Genomic DNA, 17,594 nt, shown 5'->3' with positions numbered 1-17,594 from the left:
CCCGTTCCTTTTTGCTTGAACGCGAACAATTTAAGCGCTTAAATTCAAATTAATAAATAATCTTTAACAGGCTTTCTGGATTAGCATTGCTATACTAATATTCATGTGCCGTACCCACAAATCCTGTCATTATCGGTTTGTAACCCGTGAGACCAATTTGACAAGGGGGACAAATTCCCTGTAATTTAGTCCGGCACTATAAATCCTGACTAACAGAACGGGCGTAGCGGACTGCAACAGCCAGATTTTAACCTTTGCTGGCCGAAGTTAATAAATCGAATAAATATGGCTTTTGAAAAGCCGGAAGAACACCTGGTGGAAAACCAGTAAACGTTCAATAAATTGCAGAAGATTATATTCAGTTTTTTAAGTGAGCACTAGTAAATTAAAAATTAAGGTAAATTGGATTAAGGAATGCGCGCCGGCCTTCTTTGAAAATCCCTTTTACAAACAATTATAATAAGAATGGAAATAGATTTTTTTCAAACAATTTACAATCATCCGCTCCTGAGGAAGGAAGATTATGAAGAAATCAGTAAAGCACATACAAAAATTGAATTTGCACATGGGACTATGCTTTTGGAAAAGGGTAAAATTGCCGGGGAATTTTATGTGATTGAAAAAGGTTTATTCAGGTCATTTCTTTATGATTATAATGGTAATGAAATAACTACTGAATTTTATTGCCCTAAAGAAATATTAATAGAGTCTTTCTCGCTATTTCAAAGAATTCCATCAAAAGAAAATTTTCAAGCCATATCGGATGGAACGGCTTGGAAAATTGAATATGATACCTTCCAGGAATTACTTCATAAAGTTGAAGGGTTTAGAGAATGGGGAAGAACCTGGGCAACAAATCAATTATTCGTTTTGAAACAACGCTCAATTGATGTAGTGACAATTAGTGCTACTGACAGGTATTTAAACCTTATAAAAGAAAGACCACAGATCATTCTGCAATCTCCATTAAAATACATAGCCTCTTATTTAGGCATTACGGATACGTCGCTAAGCAGGATCCGAAAAGAAATTTCTACAGGTTAGCATTTCTTGCCATAGGGCAAGTGTATTTGTTTTTATCAACGATAATTTTGAGTTATTGATTTAATTTAAAAATTAAGATAAAATGAAAAATACAGTCAACTGGTTTGAGATCTATACCTCAGACTTCAAAAGAGCAAAAAATTTTTATACCCAAGTGCTTAAATGCGAGCTGACGGATCTTCACGTGAATAGTGAAAGGCATTCACAAATGGAGTATGCCACTTTCCCGGACGATCAGAAAAATGGAGGTGCAAGTGGTGCGTTGGTAAAGCTGGATGTAGCAAAACCAGGCGTTGGCGGCACTTTGGTGTATTTTGACTCCGAAGAAATTAATGCAGAACTAAGTCGAGTAGAAGCTGCCGGGGGTAAAATTATCCGCCCAAAACAAGATATAGGCGATCACGGCTTTATTGCATTAATAGAAGATACAGAAGGAAATATGATTGGCTTACGTTCAATGAAATAGTTTTGCAGAGATATAAAATCCACCGGATTCCGAAGGAGGAATGACAGGGGTGGGGCTGTCATGGTGAGCTTGTCGAACCACGACGCGGGCAAAGGCCTCAGCACTATGCTTAGCACGCGGATAGGCCTCTGCGCACGTCGCCCTTCGACAAGCTCAGGGTGACACCCTCTCTGAACGTTCAATATAACTTGTCATGGATAGTAACTTTTGATAATATAGAAAATGCAACAAAATACAGGAATAACAGAGCCGGACAATACCGCGGTAAGAACAGCTTTATGGAGAGCATTGCATGTGCAGGTGGATGCTGAGCCGCATATACTTGAGGACGAAATAGGTTTGAAATTAATAGATCCATCTGACAATTGGCAAGAGCGACCAGATATGAAATTTACTAAACGCCTCCGGGCTTCTATTGTAGCCCGTTCCCGTTTTATTGAGGATTTAATTATTGAGCAAAGCAAACAAGGAATTTGTCAATATGTGATTCTTGGTTCAGGATTAGATACGTTTGCCCAGCGCAGACCTGGTATTGCTGCTAATCTTCAGATCTATGAAATTGACCAACCCGATACATTAGCCTGGAAAGAACAACGATTAAATGAACTTGGCTTTGGCATCCCTGATTATTTACATTTTGTTCCGGTTAATTTTGAAACTTCTTCCTGGTGGAAAGAACTATCCATGACCAATTTCGATTTTAAAAAACCAGCTGTCGTTACCTGTACGGGAGTTAGTTTGTATCTCACAGCAGAGGCCATTAATTATACGCTAAGCAAAATAGCAACGCTTGGACCAGGCTCTAAGCTGGCAATGACATTTTACCTGCGGATGGAGTTTCTTGACGAAGAAGATAAACCCATGCAGGAAAGGGCTAAAAAAGGCGCTCTTAAAGCAGGAACACCAATGATAAGTTTTTTTACTCCGGATGAAATCCGGATTTTAGCAAAGGAAGCGGGATTTACTGATGTTAAAACAATAACAACCAAAGACCTGGAACAGCGCTATTTTGCTAACAGACCGGATGGCCTTTTACCTGCAAGCGGAGAAATATTCTTACTGGCAACAGTATAGGCCCGACATGCGGAAGAATTACAGTCAACAAAAAAAATATTAATTCTAACTGCGCCGTTAGATGTCTTACCATGTAAAACATAAAAAAAGCTCTGTAAATTTGTTTACAGGGCTTTTTTTGTGGAGAGAACGGGAACCTATTAGAACACTTAAATGGGATATTGGAAGTTATTAGAGAAATTATAAGCAATCAAAAATGGATTTAATCAATTGCTACATTACCAATCAAAATATAATCAAACTTATCTGAGTCTTGTCGTATTAATGCGCCTCCAACAGTAGCTAAATAGTTTGAGTTAACGGTTTAAAAGTTTCATTTTCGTAGCGGGGAATCAGTTTTAAAAGGTCGCTTGTTAATTTTGCCCCCTTAATAGCTTTTGACAATTTTATCTACTTTAATCTATTGAAAGAAGGGGGATAATTTACAGACTATTAATCAACTTTCGTAAATTCTCCGGAGGCTTTAAAGGTAACTTCATCGCTAAGTGCCGCTGACAGGTATCCGCTCGCAAAGCCAAAAACCGAGCGCTTGATCACCCCAGTAGCAATGAATCCGGCAGTTATCTTTTTATTATTCGGGTTAACCACAGTACCACGGTAAACGAGGTCGAATACGACAGGCCTAACTACACCGTGCAGCTCCATATTTCCGGTTATCTTATAGTGATTTTTACCGGTTGGTTTTATTCCGGTACTTGAGAAAACGATTGCAGGATACTTTTCGACCTCAAAAAAATGTTCGGACCTCAAGTCTTTGTCACGGTAATCGTTATTCGTATTAATGGAATTGGTATAAGCGCTAAAATTAAAATTCGCATCACTGAAATCCGGTTTCGTAGCGGTTATCGTAGCGTCGAAATCGGTAAATGAACCGTCAACATCAGATATGGCAAGGTGGGTGATGGTAAAAGTGACGTGAGAATGGCCTTTGTCAGCTTTCCAGGTCTGGGAAAAAACAGCCGTTCGAATTATAATGGCTGCCGCAAGTATCATTAGTTTTTTCATAATTTAAGAATATTGTTTAAGTAAATCTTTCGTTAATCGGTATTTTAATTGCAAATAATTCCTAATCATGCTCATGGCATGATTAGGAATTTAACTATATGGCGTTTATTAACCATTAGTCGTTTGTGGTGGCGGTACGGTATGGGCATGACGGGCGACCATCCACCACTTGCCTTTCACGTTCATCCATACATCGGTATAACGGCGGTGCCATGTTTTACCGGCGTCCGGGGAGGTGCCCTTAGGTACCACCGTTTCGTTACCCATTACAATGACGGTATTTCCATGTACCCGCACTACTTCGATGTTCCGGATGAAGGAGGAATACGTTACAATACCTTTCCGGATACGTTCTCCGCCATCTACCTGGTTAAATTGATTGTTAATGATAAAGTCATCCGGCCAGAAACTGTTAATAGCAGCCGTATCACCTTTAAAATTTGCATCCGCCTGTGCCAGGTCAAGTTTCCTTACCTCGGCTTCGATCGATTTTTTTTCCTTAGCACTCTGTGCGAATGCCATACTTGTTGAACTTAATAGTACCATGAGCAGGATTTTTTTTAAATGTTTCATAATTTGTTACTTTTCTTAATTAATCATTCGTTTTACTTAAGTTACGGGACGAATGATAACCCGCTTAGTCCTTTAACTTGTATTTGATGCGATGAATTAATAAATGGTTCCTTCGTGACCATCCAATTCTCCGGCGGCTATAGCCATGTAAATGATCACTGCTACGCAAGAAAGGGATACTAATTTTGTAATGAAAAAAATGGTCGTGTACATATGGTTCCTGTTTAAATGATAAAAACCTGATGCTCGTTTTATCGGTTTTCGCGCTAAAAATTATTTTTTTTCCGGTACGATGATTGGTTTATTCTTATCTCCGACGAAAAACGCGAGCAGTTTTGCCGGTTTATCTTCGTTGACGTTCCTTGTTCCGGAGTGGAGACCGTTTGGTTCCTCAAAGAAGGCGTCACCTGGCTTATAATGATAAACTTTACCTTCAAAGGTGGATTCTATTTCACCCTCCAGAACATAGCCGAAGGTTGGAATGGGATGCCTGTGCGCTGAGGATGTTTCACCGGGGGAATAAGTAACGATGGCCATTGTTACTTCCTGTTCTTTGATACCCGACAACTGGATAAGTTGTTTAAAAATGACCTGCGGTGGGATCTTCACCGGAGAGTTTTCGTCATGAACCTGCGCCTTTACGCTCGTCGTTAAGAAGGCGCAAAGGGCGAAAAGAGAAATTGATAGCTTTTTCATATAATGTTTTATTGCTAACAAATGCTTTAATCGCATTTGTTATGGCAAAACTATATCAGTAATGGTCCCGTATTTGGGTCCAGAATTAACTATATGATTGGGCCAGTTGGTTTATTAGATTTAGATGACCAAGCGGGACAGGATATCAACAGCCCTTTCTATTTCATCCTCGGTTAACGAGGCAAACCCAAACCGAAGGCCATTATGGTTTGGATCACCTTCATTCACATAGATACTGCTGATAAAATATAGTCCGGAAGCTGCGGCTTTTTTGATAAGCTGTTCAATGTTATTCTGTACATTGAATTTCACCCAGATAGCCAGTCCGCCATAAGGTTGCCTGAAACTTATTTTATCACCTAGCTTTTCCTGTAGAAGGCGGCAAGTATATGCGCAACGGTGTGCATATATTTTGTTGGTTTTCTTGATGTGCCTGCTGAGGTCGCCGCTATTGATCATATCTGCGACGGTTTGTTCCATAAATGTATCGCCGCGGAGATCGATCATTAGCCGCAGGTTAATTGCCTTCCGGATAATTGCAGGTGCACCAACCATATAGCCAATACGAAAAGAAGGTGCCAGCTGTTTGGTAAAAGAGCCGATGTAAATAATTTTTCCCCCGTGATCAGAACTTGCCAACGGGAGAATGGGGCTGTTTTTAAAATGAAAGTCGTAATCATAGTCATCCTCGATCACCCAGAACTGGTAGGTCCTGATCAACTGCAATAATTTGAGCCTGCGTGAGGCGCTCATGGTCACGGTTGTCGGATGGTGGTGATGGGGAACGATATACAGCAACTTGATCTCTCCGCGCTTAAGTTGTGTTTCCAGATAATCCATATCCATCCCTTCCTCATCGATAGGCACGTTTACAAACGCCGCGCCTGCATTTTTAAGTACTTTATCAGCGAAAGAATAATTGGGGTCGCTTACTGCTACCTTATCCCCTGGAGTCAACAGTAAGCAAGCAGCAATATAAATGGCCATCTGAGCGCCTCGTGTAATGACCACTTCATTTTCTGAAATATTGATACCGCGTGTTTCATTCAGGAAATTGCAGGTGGCCTGTTTGAGCGTCTGGATTCCCCCATCATCCCTCAGGGTCATTTGCTGTTTCAGGTTTTTTTTGTTGAATTGTTTCCGGTACTGTTTCAACAGTTCGTTATAGGGTAAATGATTGATGTCCGGATAGCCATCATTGACAACAATATCCGAACCTTTTAATGTATTGTAGTCCAGGTTAAAATAAGCGTTGGGGATCTCCATCCTTTCCTGCTCGTGAGGATCTGACGATTTAAAGTTATTTTTAGGTTGGAAGGAGCGTGGTTTGATCACTGGTAGTTCAGGTATGATCCTGTATCCTTTTTGCGGCATGGTTTCGATCCAATCCTGCGCGATAAGTTCTTCGTAAGCCCGGGTCACTGTTTTACGGTTGATTAGAAGCGTTATTGCCATCTGTCGCGTACCTGGCAAAATTCCACCGGGAAGCATCTTGCCTTCCTGGATCAGCACAATTAGTTTATTGGCCAACTGCAGATAGGCAGGCACTCTGCTGTTTTTATCGATCACAAGCAGTGTCTGGAATGGTATCATTACTGTTTTTTTCATTACCGTTATATTTCAGTTTGGTGAACTGGTCCCATAAGTGATAGAAATATAGGAATAACTTTGTACCAGCTAAATTATTTATCATGAAAATAAAAGGTCACATTGGATATATGTTCTCTAACACTAATAATGAAAACGATTAAAGACCATCGATGGTGATTTGAGATAGATAAAGCCTGGGGAAATGGGAATAAAAAAGCCTGCAGATATTAATCTACAGGCCTGATGTTCTAAAATCTTATTAAGCGGAGAGCTAGGGATTCGAACCCCAGGAACCTTTCACAGTTCAACAGTTTTCAAGACTGCCGCAATCGACCACTCTGCCAGCTCTCCGGGGTCAAAAGTACAAAACCGGGGCGAATTGGCAAATTTGATGTGAAGTTTTTTTATTTAGTTATAAGTTGCTGATTTGTTGAGTCTTGAGCGCTATTTTTGGGCTGATTTATATGCCAGGTCAAAAATTTATCTTGTTAACACCTGTTAAAAACTGCTTAAAAAAGCTGTTATAACGCATTAAATTTCTTATTCCGACGGCTTTTGACGAAAGCTGTTGAACATTGGTTTCACCACTTTTATGTTCCGCTTTGAATATTCTATGCTTGCATTCAGCTCAAAACCTATCAGCAGCACCAGCGAGTTTAGGTAAAGCCACAGCATTAATATAATAAGGCCGCCTAATGAACCATACACCTTGTTGTATGATGAGAAGTGGTTAATGTAATAAGTAAAGCCCATGGAGGTTAATATGGCCAGGATAGTTGCCATTATGGAGCCTGTGCTTAAAAATTTCCATTTCTGTTTATTGGCGGGCCCGTAACGGTATAATAAGGATATGGAAACAAAAAATATGGCTATTATAATTATCCAGCGCGAAAGGGTTAGCAAATAGATCCAAAAAGGACTTTTCTCCTGTACATGCGATTTTAAAAGGCTTATCAGGGCTTCGCCGGCGGTCATTAATGTAATGGCAACTAAAAGGGCCACGCTTATTACTACGGTAAGCGCCAGCGCTATGCTTCGTCGTTTCAGCCACGTCCGTTTTTCAATAATAAGTGACGAGCGGTTAAACGCCTGCATTAAATTACTGATCCCGTTTGTCGCAAAATATAAGGCGGATACAAATCCCAACAATAAGAACTTCCCGTTATGGATCCGTACAATGTCCTCAATGGTTGCCTGGAAAGCCATATAGGCGTTGTATGGCAAAAGAGTTGAAAGCAGGGAAAGCAGTTGCCCCTGGAAGTTTTTTATAGGAATATAGGGGATAAGCGTAAACAAAAATATAGTGGCCGGGAAAAATGCCAGCATAAAGTTAAATGCAAGCGCCGATGCCTTGTTTAATAATGTACGCTGCTGGATCTCATGCGAAAAAAAGGAGGCCACGTTATATAAGGGCAAAGGATCAAAACCCGGCAGTATGTATGACTTTGACCACCTGATAAATCTTTGGTAAAACTTAAACCGGAGTAAAAGACGATGTGTCCACTTCATTTAATCAAACTTACTCAAAAAACGGCTTTAATTTATCACGAAATTCCTGCGGGGCAAGGCAGGGGCGGTTGGTTTTCATATTGATAAACACCAACAGGGTTTCGCCGGTATTTATCAGCTCCTGCTTTTCGTTATAAAGCTCATATTTAAAGTGGATCTTTATCCGGGGCATCTCGTTCATTATAACTTTTATAGTTATTTCTTCATCGTACAATGCCGGTTTCAGGTATTTGCAGCTCAACTCTAAAACGGGCATCATAATGCCTGATTCTTCCATACCGCTGTAGGTAAGACCAAGGCTGCGCAGCATTTCTACGCGGCCCACCTCATAAAACTCGGCATAATTACCATAATACATATAGCCCATCTGGTCGGTTTCGCCGTACCGCACCCTTAATTTGGTAGAATGCTCAAACATTATTTTTTGATGTTTCTGTCATTCAACGCCTGCTGAAATTTATGCGCGTTAACCAGGTGATCTGCCATATTGGTGGCAAATGCATGATAGCCTGAAAAATCGGCTTTGGCACACATATAAATATAGTCATTTTTCTGGTAATCAAGCACCGAATTTACCGCGTTAACCGATGGCATCATGATTGGACCCGGAGGCAAACCTGTATGCATATATGTGTTATAGGGCGAGTTTATAGAAAGGTACCGGTTAAGCACTCTTTTTATAGTGAAATCATTTTGCGCAAAAATAACGGTGGGGTCGGCCTCCAGCTTCATGCCTTTTTTAAGGCGGTTTAAATATAATCCGGCCACTGCTGGCATTTCATCGTCATGCAAAGCCTCGGCATCAACAATAGACGCTAAAACAGAAACTTCTATAGGCGTAAGGTTAATTGCAGCAGCCTTTTGCTTGCGCTCCGGGGTCCAGAATTTTTCATAGTTGGCGTACATCCGCTTAAAAAACTTTTCGGGCGTGGTATTCCAGTATAGCTGGTAGCTGTTTGGCAAAAACATGGTATACAAGTTATCTGTTGTAAAGCCATATTGTTGTACAAAACTTGTTGAATCCAGCAAACGGATAATAGCGGTTGAATCCGGTTCTATCTTTTTAGCTACAAAGCCGGCAAACTCTTCCTTGAGCCTTAAGTTATGAAAGTTGAGGGTAACCGGCTCCTGTGTGCCTGATGCCAGCATGTTTATCAGCTTGCGATTGCTCATGCCATTGCGCAGGTGATAGCGGCCCGGTTTAACGCGGCTCACATAGTTCATATTTTCGGCAGCCTTATAAAAGCTGGCGGTATCCTTAACCATTCCCTGTTCCTGTATGGTTTTATAAACGGCATTAAAATCAGAACCGGTATGGATGTAAAGATATTCCTGTTTGTCGGTTACATTGGGGCTAAAGTATTTCAGGTAGTAGTTTAGTCCGGTAAATCCAAGTGCTATAATAAGTATGATCACCATAGCTACAATAAACTTTCTAAAGGTTCCGCCTGATGATGCTTTTTTTGCTGTCATTTTAAAATATTTTATTGTTTTAATTTTTGTATTGCCATTAAACCACCGGTTAAGTTACGTACTTGCAGGTAGCCATGCTCAGTTAATATTGTTGTTGCAGTTTGGCTTCGTAAACCCACTTTACAAATAACAATAATTTCGTCTGTTTTGTTATATCCTAATTGGTTTATGTTATTGTTTAACGTTGATAAAGGCATATTTGTACCTCCGATGTTATAAGTATGGTACTCTATACTTTCTCTAACATCAAGCAAATTTAAACTTTCGCCATTTTGGATCCTGGTAAGTAATTCCTTGCTATTGATTGGGGACATCAGTTTTTTTACCTTGTGAAACTGTAAGGTTAATCCGGGTACCGTTGCTTGTTTTTGTTAACGAGTCGGTTTTCCTGGGTGATTGTGCTGTAACCACTAAACTTGTTGAATCGGTTATAGCACCCTGGTAAGTTATGGTGCCGATGGTTAAACCGCCATTTTTTATTACAAATTTGGCCTCATCAAAATCCTTATTTAGCAGGTCAGGGATCTCCACTTCGCTTGCGCCCTCGCCGTTGCCCAATACCAGGTCAATTCTTGAGCCTTTGGGGATCTTGCTGCCTGCTTTTATGGGCTGTCCGCCAAAACGCATTTCAAGGATCCTGTCCCGCGCTATGTCTGACTTATAGGTAGTGTCACCCACTTTTAACCCATAATTTGCCAGCGTTGCCACTGCTTCGCGGTAGGTATAGGGTTCAAGATCAGGCATAGAAACGTTGGGGGCAAGGCGGGTAACTACGGTTAGGTAGATCGTCCTGTTTTCTTTAACATTGGTGCCGGGATCAGGGTCCTGCTCAACAACCGAACCAGGCGCCTGGTCAAGCACATAAACTGAATCTATTTTATATTCAAACCCCTGCTCTTTTAATAAACTCATTGCCTTTTCAACCTGCAGGCCTTTGAGCTGCGGCACCGGGATGCCTGTACCATGCCGGGTATAAAAGCTTAAGCTAAAGAACACTATCATAACAACAACTACTACAGTGCCTACGGCCAGCAGCAGGTTGGTGCGGAATTGTACAGTTTTTAAATAAGCCCAAAATTTACGCATCTGTTTGTATAGGGATGATTATAGTCAATTTGGAATCAAACATAAGGGAAAAATTTCGGAATTCGGATTTTCGATTTCGGATTTGTTATTCGTAGGAAAAGCTCCGCCCTTGTTGGTGTTGTCACCAACAAGCAGGATGAAGCCGGAGGTTATCTTACAGCAGATGTGTCAACGGCTATGTGCACATCACATGCATCATATGTTGTTGGTGACAACACCAACAACGGCAGCAAACATCAACAGTCTGCCTTATAGATTAATTCCCGTCTTAATCAATCCGCAACAATCAACACCACCTTCCCATTAACCCCGCCTGCCGATAAAAGATCCTGTGCCTCGGCAGCATCTTCCAGCTTCAACGTTTTGGCAATTTGTATTTTAATTTTACCTTCTTCCACCAGTTTTGCGCCAAATTCTAATTTTTTATAGGATGCTTCCGACGAGATAAATTGTGCGGTGATACCATACTGTTGTGCCAGTTCCTGCGAAGGCGGCATAACCGCGCTCAATAATTTGCCACCTTTTTTTACTACCATGAAGGATTTAGCCTGCGTTTCGCCGCCAACAAGATCAATTACCAGGTCGGCATCCTTTACCAGTTCAGTAAAATCCTGTTTTTTATGATCGATTACCTCATCTGCGCCAAAAGATCTGACAAGATCAAGCCCCTCGCCCGAAGCGGTGCCGATAACATAAGCGCCTAATGCTTTTGCCATTTGAACCATTATTCCGCCAACTCCACCTGCGGCACCGTGGATTAACACGCGCTGGCCGCCCTTTAGCTCACCGCCTTGTACAAGGAAGGTATAAGAGGTAACTATTGGAATAGACAGGGCTGCTGCTTCGGATAAGCTTACGTTTTTTGGGATCAATGAAGCCTGTTCTTCCTTAACAACAACATATTCTGCATACGTTCCGCCAAAGGTGGTGGCAAATACTTTGTCGCCCACCTTTAAACGGGAAATCCCGCTGCCAATGGCTTCTATAGTACCGGCGGCGTCAGAACCGGGAACCCATGGTAAATTCAAGGGGATCATTTTTTGCATCGACCCGGAGCGAACCTTCATATCAAAGGGGTTTACCGTAGTCGCTGCTACTTTTATTAAAATTTCATTTTCTCCGGCTTGCGGCTTGTCAGCTTGCTTTAGCTGAAGTACGCTTGAGTCGCCATATGTTTCAAATTGGATTACCTTCATGAGTTGCTATGTTTAAACGTTCCAACGTGAACCTAATATAAATGTTTTAAAGTAAGTAATACACCAGAGAATATTACTAAGCGCTGATATTTGATTTCTAATGTTGGTCGGGATTATAAATTATAAACGTTCGAAAGATTCGTTGTCTCTTACAGTAAGAGCCTTCGGCTCGATACATCTTGTAACAACGGGTTTCAACCCGTTGAGAACTACTAGCACAAGTACTGAGTGCCATCGGCACAATGCATATCGATCTTAGGAAGTGTTTATATGTACCGAACCTATGGTTCTTTTTATAGCCAACGGATTAAAATCCGTTGTTACAATATAGGTCGAGGCTCCGCCCCTGGTAATTTTTTTAGCGTTGTGGCAATGAAAATGAAGGATTATAAATCTTTCAAACATGCTTAATCTTAAACTCCTGTAAATTTATCCGTGGGTTACAAATTGTACCAATGAAGAAAAAAAATGTAAAACATTACTCATTTGTAAATATTTTATTACCAATGAATAAAAAAAAGATTGGCAGCTGAATTATTTTGTGATGTTAAATAATTATTAGTTAAATTGGCCGAAACTTAAACCTTTTAACAATGGATACCATAATTGTAAACGGAGCAACCTACTGGTTGCCAGAAAACAATAACGATGTAATTACGCTGGTAAATGAAGCATCAAACAACAACGAAATCATTTGCGTTCGCGGCTCAGGCCACTCATTCCCATTAATTGGAGACCTGGAGACAGAGCAAAAATCATCAACCGGAAAGACCTACAAGTATATAATGCTTGCCAAAATGTATGCGGTGGTGATGCCTGACCACAACACTGTAAGGGTGCAGGCCGGTTGCCATCTGGGGGTTGATCCCTTTGATCCGACGGGCATTTCTACCGTAGAAAATTCCTTATGTTATTATTTAGATAACGTTGGTACTAATGCAGGTGATCCTTCATTAAACCGTGCACTGCCCGACCTTGGCGGCATAACCCATCAAACTGTCGGGGGATTTTTGTCAACCGCTTCCTCTGGTGGCTCAACTCAATTTTCTTTCGAAGATGCAATAGTGAGTGTTGACGTAGTTACCTGCCAGGGGGGACACGCTGCAGTAACTACTTTTACAAAGCCCACTTCTGGTGATCCTGATGACCCGTTTTATGCGGTAGGCATAGCTTCCATGGGCTTGTTTGGCGTTATTGTATCTGCAACTTTTAGTTGCATACCTCAATTTTATATCGAGGGGTCTGAAACTATTGAATACGCGGATAAATGTTCCCTGATCAACCTGTTCGGAACATCGCCCGAATTACCAAACATGCAAACTTTTTTAGAGCAAACCCAGTATACACGTTTAATGTGGTGGCCACAGCAAAACAACGTTCCGAACACAGACCTGTCACGAATGGTAGTTTGGCAGGCAAGCCGTACAGACCAGGCCGGGGCTGCAGACTGGGCAAAACATGCTTATGAATTAATGGGCGAGAAACCATCTGCTGACGGATTAAAACCTTATGAAGAAGTGCCCTATTTTTTGGGCAGCCCTATTCCTGCCAATATAGCGGCTAATCTTTTATACAGGGCTATAGGCCAGTGGCCCACCTGGCTGAAAAATCTTTTTGGTGAAAAAAATCATTTAGAGTATGAAATTATTAAACTTTTGGTAGAGGGTAACTATCCAACAAAGATCTTCCCGGCTATTATGGACATTTTTGTTACCGTTGATACGCCAACTAATAAAAATAAAGGGCCGCAGCTATTCTCAGATCGCTGGTACACAGGCCTGCCTATGGATAACCAGATGAGCGATCAACTGATGCCGGTTTGGTTTACAGAATTATGGATAGATATTAACCAGTCGGAGCAGGTGATGGATAAGCTGAAAGCTTATTACGATGCCCAGCCAATTACCATCGATCTTAGCTTTAGCTGTGAAATTTATGCAGCCAGGCATAATGATTTTTGGCTGAGCCCTTCGTACCAGCAGGATGTGATCAGGATCGATGTGTTTTGGTTCGGCTATAACCAGGGCGACCCGGCAACGTTTTACCAAAGTTTCTGGGATTTACTAGCGGAATTTAATTACCGCCCGCATTGGGGTAAATACATCCCCGACACGGTTAATGGTACACCAGGTGTAACCTATATCTCCGCAAGGTACCCGAAATGGAACGATTGGATGACTTTAAGAAACACAATGGACCCTAAGCAGGTTTTTGTAAACGATTACTGGCGCGGAAAATTAGGGATTCCTGTAGTATAATTATTGATGGGATTTCTGTATAAACAAAAAGCGGCGATTAGCCGCTTTTTGTTTGTTTTTGCTTCTTTCAGCGTGATTACTTAACAGCAAAGGAGATAATGATAATCCTGTGAACACGCGCCACTGGCTGGTTGATAGGTGGTACATCCCGGTGGCGGTGGGGGTGGGTAATGCGGATCTATAGTGTCGGAGTTGCAAACGCATCCCGGAGGGATATTTCCTCCCCTAATATTTTTCATTTGCGCTCTTGAGAGGATGTTTTTAGAATCTGATCTTAGATTCATCAAATTTGTTTTTTTCATACGTGTAATTTTAGGTTAAAAAACTTTCATCTAAATATGAGGAATTATTAATCGATTGCAAAATTATTTCTGAATAGCAACGCATCTGTTACAATGCAGCGCTTTACGGCCCGCAAAAAGACTATGTGGACCTGGAAATAAATTCCAGGTAATTAAAGAAATCCATCCCTGTAACAATCCCCTTTCTCCCACATCTAACAAAAAACTTTCCTGCATGCTGCATTTTGTAGAATTCAAAAAATTTTATGGGAACTTTCCTGCTTTAACAATTGCCGATTTTAATATTGAGCCGGGGATCTATTGGATAAAAGGTGTTAATGGATCCGGTAAAAGCACTTTGCTTAAATCCATTGCCGGGATCTTAGCTTTCGATGGCGATATTGTGCTTGACGGCGGCATCAGCATAAAAAAACAACCTGTTAATTACCGCAAACTGGTAAACTTTGCCGAGGCCGAGCCGCTTTTTCCGGAGTTTTTAACCGGGAAAGAAATGGTAAACCTGTTTTCGTCTGCCAAAGATGCACCGGCAGGGCAGGAGCAGTACTTTATCGAAAGTATGAAAATGCAAAGCTATATAGATAGGCCCATTGGCACTTATAGCAGCGGCATGCTGAAAAAGCTGTCGCTGGTGTTGGCGTTCCTTGGCAACCCTAAGCTGATCTTACTGGATGAACCATTGATAACCATTGACACCGAATCGTTAAAAATTCTGTATAGTTGGATCCGCGAACAGCATGATAAAGGTGTTAGCTTTATGCTGTCATCGCACCAGGCGCTGGATGTGGATGAACACCTTGATGCTGGCGAACTTTTGGTGGATGGACAAACGCTGCAATTTACCCGCTAATGCAGCAGCCATTGAACAATATACTGATTAAGATCTTCGCCAGGGGATTTTATAAAGTAAATTCTGGCCTGCTTATTTTTTTGTTCGTAATACTGGTTAGTTACTGCTTTTTTATCAACACCCTTGGCGATGTTAAGCTGCTGCCACCGGGTAAGGAACTGTATTATCAATTCATGATCCTGATAACCTTTGTAAGCAGCCCCGGTATGATGCTGATGTTTTTTACGGTATGGATTTTTTATACCATAAAAAGCTGGCAGTATGTATCCGGCCAATTGCGGATTGAGCACCACGGATTTTTGTATTACAGCATATTATCTGCCGGGCGGGGTAAGCAGTTTAAAGGCTGGCTTTATACGCAGTTCATCATAAGCCTGCCGTTTGTGTGCTACACTTTGCTTGCTTCGGTAATAGGGTTGGTTTTGCATCATTATGGTATGGTTTCGGTAATTATTTTATTTACCTTTTTACTTATAACCATAACCGCACTCATCTACACCAAACAACTAAACGCATTGGTTGAAGATGCCGGGCAAACCTGGCTGATAAATTGGGGACAAAACTGGCGTAAACCATTTTATAGCCTCTTTATTTATCATGTATTCGACAGGCTGAAGATGGCCCTCGTGTTTACAAAGCTGCTGTCGTACCTGGCCATCATCAGTATCATGTTTTCCTTTAGCGATTCTTATACCAATAGCCGTGTTGCCGCATTTGCTGTCTTGGGCATAGTTATGGCGCATTCAATATTGATCTATCAGCAACACCGCTTCGCTTTGGTATATTTAACTATTACCCGCAATTTTCCATATGGTTTAAGTAAGTTATATGTTCAGCAGGTGCTTACTTACTTAATATTGCTGCTCCCTGAATGCGTGTGGATCTTTATCAGTTTCAAGTTTTTTATGGCGATAGGTTTATTAGCGATGTTATTGGGAATTACCATGCTGTTTCATTGCATTTTATACCGGATAGGGCTGGCCATGAATAAATACCTGCCATGGCTGCTGGGTATGTTTTTTGTGATTTCACTTGTGATATTGTTTGGGCTAACCTGGCTGCTGATCCCTGCGTGTTTAGGTGTTTCGTTTATGTTGTTTTATTATAATTATTATAGGGAAGAATTAGAATGAAAGTGACAAATTAAGAAAAAAAATGGGTGTCATCCTGAGGTACTCGAAGGATGTGCGCAGAGGCCTGTTCGCTTGCTAAGTAGTGTGCTAAGGCCTTTGCCCACGTGCTTCGAGTGCCTCAGCATGACCCGCTCTAAACTTGAATTATTAAAACATGAATAAACCACTAACCAACATCCTCTTAAAAATATTCGCTTCAGGTTTTTACCGGGCGCATGCTGGCATCCTGTGTGTTGGTTTTTTTGTGATGTTCGGCATGGTTGAGCCGGGGCAGTTGCTGAACTATCATAAAACTTTAATGCTCACGTTGGTAAGCAGTCCGCTAATGATGGTGGTGGTTTTTGCCTGCTGGCTTATTTACACCATTAAAAGCTGGCATTATGTTATAGGGCAGATAACGGCAGTTAACCAGCAATTTTTATTTTACAGCAGCAATGCTTTTACAAAAAACAGGCAATTTAAAAGCTGGTTTTATTTGCAGCTGGTTTTGCTGTTGCCCATCTCCGTTTACGGAGCTATTGCAGCAGGAGTGGGGCTAGCGCATCATTATTACCTAATCCCTTTAGCAATTATTGCATACCTGTTTTTACTTGCCGGCTTAAGCGCCATATTATACCATGGCACCGTAAATAAACTGGTAGATGGCAGCACGCAAGGATGGATGTTAACCCTGAGCAGTAAATGGCGCAAGCCCTGGTTTAGTCTGTTTATTTATCACGTGTTTGATCAGCATAAAATTACCTGGCTGGTTACCAAAGCACTTTCATACTTGTTAATAACCGGATTTTTTTTATTGTTTGCCGATGTTGCGCATGATATCCGCGTAGCAGGAATTGCCTTGCTGGCCGTGGTGGTAGCCCATGTTAAGCTGATATTTGAAGAACGCAGTTTTGAGGAAAAATGGCTGAGCTTTACCCGTAACCTGCCTTATAGTCGAGTAAGATTGTTTGGCAGTTTTGCCGGAGTTTATTTGATCCTGATGTTTCCCGAAAGCATTTGGCTGTTCAGCAGGTTCAACCCTTTAATAGCCTTTGAACTGCTGCTTGCCGGGATAAGTATAGCTATGCTTTTCCATTGCTTGCTTTATTATATCGGCCTTGATATGGAAAAATATATGCTCTGGATCTTCTTCCTGTTTGTCGTCATTTTCTGGCTGATCTTATTTAAGCTGCTCCTGGTGCTGGTGGTGTTGAATTTGGTCGTTTCGTTTGGGGTATTTTGGAAATGTTATTATAGATCACGTATTGTGGCTGATCAAGGGGATTGAGCTGATTATAAAACTTGTCATTGCGAGGTACGAAGCAATCGCGAACTGTGCAGGTTCTACAATCTTCTAGCCGCC

Annotated in this window: 17 protein-coding genes and 1 tRNA gene; 7 read left to right on the top strand and 11 right to left on the bottom strand. The window is 41.3% G+C overall.

Annotated features, from left to right (window positions below; translation table 11 throughout):
• Window positions 1-465: 465 nt before the first annotated feature.
• From BUE31_RS05565 to BUE31_RS05555, 3 genes are all read left to right on the top strand, one after another.
• Window positions 466-1,044, top strand: a complete 579-nt coding sequence (locus tag BUE31_RS05565; protein ID WP_073401004.1) for a Crp/Fnr family transcriptional regulator — start codon at window positions 466-468, stop codon at window positions 1,042-1,044.
• An 82-nt stretch (window positions 1,045-1,126) separates the two neighbouring features.
• The gene (locus BUE31_RS05560; protein ID WP_073401002.1) at window positions 1,127-1,510 is read left to right on the top strand and encodes a VOC family protein; all 384 of its coding nucleotides are present in this window, start codon (window positions 1,127-1,129) and stop codon (window positions 1,508-1,510) included.
• A 222-nt stretch (window positions 1,511-1,732) separates the two neighbouring features.
• Complete coding sequence (locus BUE31_RS05555) at window positions 1,733-2,584, top strand: class I SAM-dependent methyltransferase (protein WP_073401000.1); 852 nt, start codon at window positions 1,733-1,735, stop codon at window positions 2,582-2,584.
• A 432-nt stretch (window positions 2,585-3,016) separates the two neighbouring features.
• Here BUE31_RS05555 and BUE31_RS05550 read toward each other — a convergent pair whose 3' ends face one another.
• From BUE31_RS05550 to BUE31_RS05505, 11 genes are all read right to left on the bottom strand, one after another.
• Window positions 3,017-3,589, bottom strand: a complete 573-nt coding sequence (locus BUE31_RS05550; RefSeq protein ID WP_073400998.1) for a YceI family protein — start codon at window positions 3,587-3,589, stop codon at window positions 3,017-3,019.
• Window positions 3,590-3,697: 108 nt separating this feature from the next.
• Window positions 3,698-4,135, bottom strand: coding sequence for a nuclear transport factor 2 family protein (locus tag BUE31_RS05545; protein ID WP_159440639.1), 438 nt, complete (start codon window positions 4,133-4,135; stop codon window positions 3,698-3,700).
• 300 nt (window positions 4,136-4,435) lie between these two features.
• Complete coding sequence (locus BUE31_RS05540) at window positions 4,436-4,858, bottom strand: cupin domain-containing protein (protein WP_159440638.1); 423 nt, start codon at window positions 4,856-4,858, stop codon at window positions 4,436-4,438.
• Window positions 4,859-4,978: 120 nt separating this feature from the next.
• Window positions 4,979-6,466, bottom strand: coding sequence for a MocR-like pyridoxine biosynthesis transcription factor PdxR (locus BUE31_RS05535; RefSeq protein ID WP_083619336.1), 1,488 nt, complete (start codon window positions 6,464-6,466; stop codon window positions 4,979-4,981).
• Between the two features lie 246 nt (window positions 6,467-6,712).
• Window positions 6,713-6,799, bottom strand: a tRNA-Ser gene (locus tag BUE31_RS30950).
• A gap of 189 nt (window positions 6,800-6,988) precedes the next feature.
• Complete coding sequence (locus BUE31_RS05530) at window positions 6,989-7,957, bottom strand: YihY/virulence factor BrkB family protein (protein WP_073400994.1); 969 nt, start codon at window positions 7,955-7,957, stop codon at window positions 6,989-6,991.
• A 10-nt stretch (window positions 7,958-7,967) separates the two neighbouring features.
• Entirely contained in the window at window positions 7,968-8,375 is a 408-nt protein-coding gene (locus BUE31_RS05525; RefSeq protein ID WP_073400991.1) for an acyl-CoA thioesterase, read from the bottom strand.
• Window positions 8,375-9,430, bottom strand: coding sequence for an endolytic transglycosylase MltG (gene mltG / locus BUE31_RS05520; RefSeq protein WP_073400989.1), 1,056 nt, complete (start codon window positions 9,428-9,430; stop codon window positions 8,375-8,377). Before mltG ends, BUE31_RS05525 begins: the two co-directional genes overlap by 1 nt.
• Window positions 9,431-9,441: 11 nt before the next feature.
• Window positions 9,442-9,744, bottom strand: a complete 303-nt coding sequence (locus tag BUE31_RS05515) for a rhodanese-like domain-containing protein (protein WP_073400987.1) — start codon at window positions 9,742-9,744, stop codon at window positions 9,442-9,444.
• On the bottom strand, window positions 9,728-10,516 hold the full coding sequence (locus BUE31_RS05510) for a PASTA domain-containing protein (RefSeq protein WP_073400985.1): 789 nt from the start codon (window positions 10,514-10,516) through the stop codon (window positions 9,728-9,730). Before BUE31_RS05510 ends, BUE31_RS05515 begins: the two co-directional genes overlap by 17 nt.
• 272 nt (window positions 10,517-10,788) lie before the next feature.
• Window positions 10,789-11,712, bottom strand: coding sequence for an NADP-dependent oxidoreductase (locus BUE31_RS05505; protein WP_073400983.1), 924 nt, complete (start codon window positions 11,710-11,712; stop codon window positions 10,789-10,791).
• Between the two features lie 593 nt (window positions 11,713-12,305).
• Between BUE31_RS05505 and BUE31_RS05500 the strand changes: the two genes are divergently transcribed.
• The 4 genes from BUE31_RS05500 to BUE31_RS05485 all read left to right on the top strand — a co-directional run bounded on the left by BUE31_RS05500 (window position 12,306) and on the right by BUE31_RS05485 (window position 17,519).
• Window positions 12,306-13,970 carry a D-arabinono-1,4-lactone oxidase gene (locus BUE31_RS05500; protein WP_073400981.1) on the top strand — a complete coding sequence of 555 codons (1,665 nt, stop codon included), beginning with the start codon at window positions 12,306-12,308 and terminating at the stop codon, window positions 13,968-13,970.
• Between the two features lie 516 nt (window positions 13,971-14,486).
• Window positions 14,487-15,119, top strand: a complete 633-nt coding sequence (locus tag BUE31_RS05495; protein WP_073400979.1) for an ABC transporter ATP-binding protein — start codon at window positions 14,487-14,489, stop codon at window positions 15,117-15,119.
• Window positions 15,119-16,252: a hypothetical protein gene (locus tag BUE31_RS05490; protein WP_073400977.1), complete on the top strand. Its 1,134-nt coding sequence runs from the start codon at window positions 15,119-15,121 to the stop codon at window positions 16,250-16,252. The genes BUE31_RS05495 and BUE31_RS05490 overlap by 1 nt, the downstream gene beginning before the upstream one ends.
• Window positions 16,253-16,406: 154 nt before the next feature.
• Complete coding sequence (locus BUE31_RS05485; protein ID WP_073400975.1) at window positions 16,407-17,519, top strand: hypothetical protein; 1,113 nt, start codon at window positions 16,407-16,409, stop codon at window positions 17,517-17,519.
• Window positions 17,520-17,594 lie beyond the last annotated feature (75 nt).

The sequence above is a fragment of the Mucilaginibacter sp. OK098 genome (genome assembly GCF_900142915.1).
Lineage (GTDB): Bacteria > Bacteroidota > Bacteroidia > Sphingobacteriales > Sphingobacteriaceae > Mucilaginibacter.
Note: the sequence above shows the minus strand (reverse complement) of the source record. Positions and strands in the feature narration are given on the sequence as shown.